Annotated in this window: 6 protein-coding genes; all 6 read left to right on the top strand. The window is 54.9% G+C overall.

The features are described 5' to 3' along the window. A partial coding sequence (locus tag SMC5_RS10960; protein ID WP_207798967.1) for an SPFH domain-containing protein occupies positions 1-501 on the top strand: 501 nt, incomplete at its 5' end. Between the two features lie 185 nt (positions 502-686). Then, complete coding sequence (locus SMC5_RS01755) at positions 687-2396, top strand: peptide ABC transporter substrate-binding protein (protein ID WP_165846171.1); 1710 nt, start codon at positions 687-689, stop codon at positions 2394-2396. Positions 2397-2506: 110 nt separating this feature from the next. After that, positions 2507-3439, top strand: a complete 933-nt coding sequence (locus tag SMC5_RS01750) for an ABC transporter permease (protein ID WP_119119340.1) — start codon at positions 2507-2509, stop codon at positions 3437-3439. Further along, entirely contained in the window at positions 3439-4401 is a 963-nt protein-coding gene (locus SMC5_RS01745; protein ID WP_119119339.1) for an ABC transporter permease, read from the top strand. Before SMC5_RS01750 ends, SMC5_RS01745 begins: the two co-directional genes overlap by 1 nt. A 10-nt stretch (positions 4402-4411) precedes the next feature. Beyond that, positions 4412-5482 carry an ABC transporter ATP-binding protein gene (locus SMC5_RS01740; protein ID WP_119119338.1) on the top strand — a complete coding sequence of 357 codons (1071 nt, stop codon included), beginning with the start codon at positions 4412-4414 and terminating at the stop codon, positions 5480-5482. 2 nt (positions 5483-5484) lie between these two features. Beyond that, positions 5485-6084 (top strand): ATP-binding cassette domain-containing protein (locus SMC5_RS01735; protein ID WP_165848921.1); only part of this gene is annotated, 600 nt, incomplete at its 3' end.

Genomic DNA, 6084 nt, shown 5'->3' with positions numbered 1-6084 from the left:
GACCCATGGGGTGTCAAGGTCACGCGTGCGGAAATCAAGTCAGTGAACCCACCGGCCGAGATCCTCGAGGCCATGACGCGGCAGATGAAGGCGGAGCGTACCAAACGTGCCGTCATTCTCGAAGCTGAGGGACAAAAGGAAGCCGAGATCAACAAGGCAGAGGGAGAGAAGCAGGCTGCGATCCTTCGTGCCGAGGGCGATCGGCAGCAGAGGATCCTCAGTGCTGAGGGCGAGGCGCAAGCGTTGATCACGGTTGCCAATGCTCGTAAGGAAGCGACGATTGCGTATTTCCAGGGTATCCACGAGGGCGGTGCATCCCAGGATGTTCTGGCGCTGAAGTACATGGAGACGCTTGAAGCCATCAGCGCAAACCCAGCCAACAAAGTGTTCCTGCCCTACGAGAGCAGTGCTCTCCTGGGGAGTCTCGGCACTATCAAGGAGCTCTTCAAGGATGTTTCTTCAGAGCCTGCTCCGCTGGTTTCAAAAGCGAAGGGCAAGTAGCTGGAATGGATTGTATGCAGAAGCGCCGGTCACGAAGAACGACGCTTCTGCATGCTACTATAGTGTTGACCGAGAGAAGGATTGGGGTTTTTTGGTCTCGCCCCATTGTATTTTTTTCGCCAGTTGATACCATTAAAAAGTGTCGCGTGAGCGACAAATCGTGTTGCAAAAAGGGAGGCTATTGTATGAGGAAAGCACTGTCACTTGTCTTGATAGCGGTATTCCTGGTCTCATTCTTTGGTGGAGTGTCCGTTGTACCATCAGCAAAGGCAGCAGTTGCCCAACAGGTAACGTACAACTTGGGGACTGAGCCCGCCACGATTGATCCAGCCCTTTCTCAGGGCATTCCGGAAGCCAACATCATCCTGCAGACCATGGACGGATTGACGCGTATCGACAGCAAGAATATGCCGCAGCCTGCAATCGCGAAGAGCTGGACGATCTCCAAGGACCGGAGGACCTATACCTTCACGCTTCGCGATGCGTACTGGACGAACGGAACACCTGTCACAGCGTATGATTTCGAGTATGCCTGGAAGCGTGCTCTCAGCCCGGAACTGGCTGCTTCGTATGCCTACCAGCTCTACTACGTGTATGGTGGTGAAGCGTTCAACACGTCCATCAAGGTCGGCAGCAAATACTATGTTCAGGCTGTCGATGCCAAAGGCAATCCTCTTACGAAGACCGTTGGGGGCAAGGTCGTCCCCGTTGCCAACATGGCGAAAGAAATCAACCCCAGCAAGAATATCGGTGTCAAGGCGCTGGATGCCAAGACCCTCAAGGTTTACCTCCAGTCCCCCACCGTCTACTTCCTCAACCTGACGGCGTTCCCTACCCTGATGCCGGTCTGCAAGGCTGTTGTCAGCACAAATGACAAGTGGGCCGCCGATGTGACGAACTACGTCACCGATGGACCGTTCAAGCTCACGCAATGGTCACACAACGACAAGATGACCTTTGTCAAGAACCCGACATACTGGGACAAGGCTGCTGTCAAACTTACGAAGATCACGTACCTCATGGTCACGGATGAGTCGACGGCTCTGTCCATGTTCCAGAGCGGTCAGATGGATGTCGGTTCCACCGTACCTCTCTCTGAGTTGCCCAAGCTGGTCGCCTCAGGCGATGCAAAGATCCTTCCGTACCTGGGGACATACTACTACATGTTCAACACGACCAAGAAGCCGTTCAACGATGTCCGCGTTCGTAAGGCGCTGGCGCTGGCGATCGACCGCAAGGGCATCACGACGGCTATCACCAAGGGTGGGCAGACTCCTGCGCTCGCGTATGTTCCCAATGGCATTGCAGACGCGGCTGCCGGCAGCGATTTCCGCACTGTTGGTGGTACATTCTACAAGGACAAGGACATCGCCACGGCGAAGTCGTTGCTTGCACAAGCCGGTTATCCCAATGGCAAGGGGTTCCCTTCCTTCACCCTGCTCTTCAACACCTCCAACGCACACCAATCCATCGCCGAGGCGATCCAGCAGATGTGGAAGCAGAACCTTGGTATTACGTGCACGCTCAAGGTGGAAGAGTGGGGCGTCTACCTGGATGACCGGAACAACCTCAACTACCAAGTTGCCCGGGCAGGCTGGATCGGTGACTACATGGACCCCAACACGTTCCTGGACATGTTTGTAACGGGTGGCGGAAACAACGGCACTGGCTACGCCAACAAGACGTATGATGCTCTCATCGCAAAGGCCAAGGCCACTGTCAGTCCGACGGCGCGCATGGCGGCCCTGCATGCTGCAGAGAAGATTCTCATGACGGATATGCCTATTATTCCGATCTACTTCTACACGAACCCTGTGCTCATTACCAAGCACGTCAAGAACTTCTACCAGTCGACGCTGGGATTTGTCGACTGGAAGAACGCCTACATGTCATAGCTGTCAGAAACTTCTTGACGGCGACATACGCGATCTAGGCAAGAAAAGAAGCGGGGCGGTTCTGCTCTCGAAGCTGGCGGGCCGCCCCCAGTCTTATCTATGGAGGTCCTATGCTCAAGTTTATTCTGCAACGCGTGCTCTCGATGATTCTTGTTATCCTCATTGTCGCATCGGCTACCTTTTTCATGATGCGCCTGCTTCCATCGGGACCCTTCTCCCGCGAAAAGAAGCTGCCGGCTCAGATCATCAAGAACCTCGAGGCTCGCTACCACTTGGATGACCCACTCTGGAAGCAGTATATTGATTACATGGGGAACCTTCTGCGGTTCAACCTCGGTCCCAGTTTCAAGTACACGGACCGTACCGTCAACAACATCATCAACGATGGATTTCCTGTGTCGGCCATATTAGGAGTGGTGGCGGTGATTCTTGCTGTCGGTATCGGCATTCCTCTGGGCATCTGGGGCGCACTCAAGCAGAATGGCTGGCAGGACAATCTCGTGATGTTTATTGCGCTCCTGGGCGTATCCGTCCCGAACTTCATCATGGCGGTATTGCTCATGTTCATTTTTGCCTTGGGACTGCACCTCGTACCTGCTGCTGGCTGGGGTTCCGTTAGACAGGTCATCCTTCCCGCCTTTACGCTGGCAGGCTATCCAATTGCTTTCATAGCACGTCTTGTGCGCTCGTCCATGCTTGAGGTCCTGCGCCAGGAGTACATCACGACGGCACGGGCAAAAGGACTCTCCGAGCGCCTTGTCATTTTCCGGCACGCACTTCGCAACATCCTCATCCCGGTCGTTACCGTGTTGGGACCGCTTATCGCGGCGGTGTTCACGGGAAGTTTCGTTGTCGAGAAGATCTTTGCGATCCCGGGTCTGGGCCGCTACTACGTCACCAGCATCAATGACCGCGACTACACGGTTATCCTTGGCGTGACCATTTTCTACAGCGCCCTGTTGGTGTTCATGAACTTCCTGGTAGACCTGACGTATGCCTGGCTCGATCCACGTATTCGCTACGTCGAAAGGAAGGTGTCGTGATGGCTGCACCGACTACATGGCAATTCAAGGAAGGCGTTACCCCTGATGCAGGTTCATTCGTACCTGCTCCCAAGAATTCTGGAGAGCTGGAACAGATTACTGGACGGCCGACTACGTACTGGAGCGACGCCATACGCCGGATTCGCCGCAACAAGCTGGCCGTCGTAGGGTTCTGGATCATTATCGCCCTGTTCGTCATCGCCATCTTCGGACCGATGGTGTCACCATACAGCTACGAAGATCAGAACTTGGAGAATACGTTTCAGTCCCCCACATTGCAACATCCCTTCGGAACCGATCAGCTGGGACGCGATCAGATGACACGTGTCATGTACGGTTCACGCATCTCGCTTGCCGTGGGCATTGTCTGCGCGGCTCTCAACTTTCTTATCGGTGTGACCTATGGTGGAATCTCCGCTTACTTTGGAGGGCGGGTCGACGACATCATGATGCGTATCGTTGATATCCTGTACGGTATACCGACGCTGATCATCGTTATCCTGCTGACGGTGCTGTTCAAGGATAAAGGCGTCAGTCCCCTGGTGAATGTGTTCATCGCCATCGGGCTCACCTACTGGTTACCCATGGCGCGCATTGTGCGAGGCGAGATTCTGTCGCTCAAGGAACGTGAGTTCGCGCTGGCCGCGAAGACCATCGGCGCCCCGAACAATCGTATCCTCTTCAAGCACCTGATCCCCAATGCCATGGGTCCCATTATTGTCACAGTGACACTGGAGGTTCCATCTGCGATCTTCACCGAGGCTTTTCTCAGCTACATAGGACTGGGTGTCAGCGCGCCGGTGGCCAGCTGGGGTGTTCTTGCCTCAGATGGTACCGAAGCCATTCGTTCATTCCCCTACCTTGTGCTGTTTCCAGCACTCGCGATCTGTCTGACGATGTTTGCATTCAACTTTCTGGGCGACGGCCTGCGCGATGCGCTGGACCCACGCCTGAGGCAGTAGGGGGTGTGCAATGAATGAAAACAATGTTCTAATGCGCATCCAGGATCTTACGACCAATTTTCACACCTATGCCGGTGTTGTCCACGCGGTGGACAAGATGACTCTGACCGTTCCAAAGGACTCTGTCGTTGGCATCGTAGGCGAGTCCGGTTCCGGCAAGTCAGTGACGATGATGTCCGTCATGCGCCTCATCCCGAACCCTCCCGGTCGGATTGAGGGCGGACATGTGTGGTTTGATGGTGCAGCGCTGGGAATGCCGGACCGGATGGAGAAAAACGGTCCCAACAAGGGGATGGTCGATCTACTGAGCCTTCCTGGCGATGCCATGATGAAAGTGCGAGGCCGTCATATTGGCATGATCTTCCAGGATCCGATGGTTTCTCTTAATCCAGTGCTGACCATTGGCTTGCAGATGACAGAGTCCATGGTGGCGCATGGTCTTGCGACAAACGAAGAGGCCTGGAAGAGGGCCGTCGAGATGCTTGCCCTGGTGGGCATCCCCAACCCCGAAGAACGCATGCGTGATTATCCCCACCAGTACTCGGGTGGCATGCGGCAGCGTGTCATGATTGCCATGGCGCTTTCGTGCAGTCCGGAGCTGGTCATTGCCGACGAACCAACAACCTCTCTGGATGTTACGGTTCAGGCGCAGATCCTGGAACTAATGAAGGAGCTGAAAGCGAAACTCAAATCCAGCATCATCATCATCAGTCATGACCTTTCCATCGTAGCCGGCATAGCCGACAAGGTGGTTGTCATGTACGCGGGACGAATACTCGAAGAAGCGGACGTCTACGATCTCTATGAAAAACCGGGGCATCCGTACACCATGGGACTCATGAAATCCGTCCCGCGTCTCGACGCTGAAAACCGGGAACGTCTGGTGCCTATCGAAGGGAGTCCTCCGGACCTGCTGGCGCCTCCTGTTGGCTGCAAATTCGCTCCACGCTGCAAGTACGCCATGAACATCTGCCGTGAGCAGGAACCGCCACTCGTCACAATCGGAGAAGGGCACCGCGCTCGGTGTTTTCTCCATCATCCGACCGCGCCGGCAGTTCCTGGATTTGTAAAGGTGGGATAACGATGGAAACCATACTCAAGGTCGAACATCTCAAGAAGTATTTTGCGATCAATGTCGGCGGGCCGTTTGCGCGACACATGGCCAGTCTGAAGGCCGTCGACGATGTTTCGTTTGAGGTCGGTCGCGGCGAAACATTGGGACTGGTCGGTGAGACGGGTTGCGGTAAGACGACTGTCGGCAGGACCATCGTGGGTCTGTATGCACCGACGGCGGGCACCATTACCTATTGTGACGAAAACCTGTGTGCTCTGAGTCGGGAAGCTATGCGCAAGGTTCGCAGCAAACTACAGATGATCTTTCAGGACCCCTATGCGTCGCTCAATCCACGGATGACCGTAGGAAACATTATCGAAGAACCGATGGACATCTTCAATATTGGAACCATGGCCGAGCGCCGAGAGCGTGTTCAGGAATTGTTGCGCACGGTTGGACTCAATCCGGAACACACCAACCGGTTCCCGCACGAGTTTTCTGGGGGACAGCGTCAGCGCATCGGCATAGCTCGAGCTCTGGCCATGAATCCGGAGTTCATTGTTGCGGATGAACCCATTTCGGCTCTTGATGTCAGTATTCAGGCCCAGATTGTGAACATGCTCGAAGAT

It is taken from the genome of Candidatus Cryosericum odellii (assembly GCF_003570935.1).
Taxonomy (GTDB): domain Bacteria; phylum Caldisericota; class Caldisericia; order Cryosericales; family Cryosericaceae; genus Cryosericum; species Cryosericum odellii.
Note: the sequence above shows the minus strand (reverse complement) of the source record. Positions and strands in the feature narration are given on the sequence as shown.

What these genes read in the sequence shown, in the direction of transcription:
- SMC5_RS01755 (WP_165846171.1), top strand. Translation starts at nt 687, where the DNA reads ATGAGGAAAGCACTGTCACTTGTCTTGATAGCGGTATTCCTGGTCTCA.
- SMC5_RS01750 (WP_119119340.1), top strand. Translation starts at nt 2,507, where the DNA reads ATGCTCAAGTTTATTCTGCAACGCGTGCTCTCGATGATTCTTGTTATC.
- SMC5_RS01745 (WP_119119339.1), top strand. Translation starts at nt 3,439, where the DNA reads ATGGCTGCACCGACTACATGGCAATTCAAGGAAGGCGTTACCCCTGAT.
- SMC5_RS01740 (WP_119119338.1), top strand. Translation starts at nt 4,412, where the DNA reads ATGAATGAAAACAATGTTCTAATGCGCATCCAGGATCTTACGACCAAT.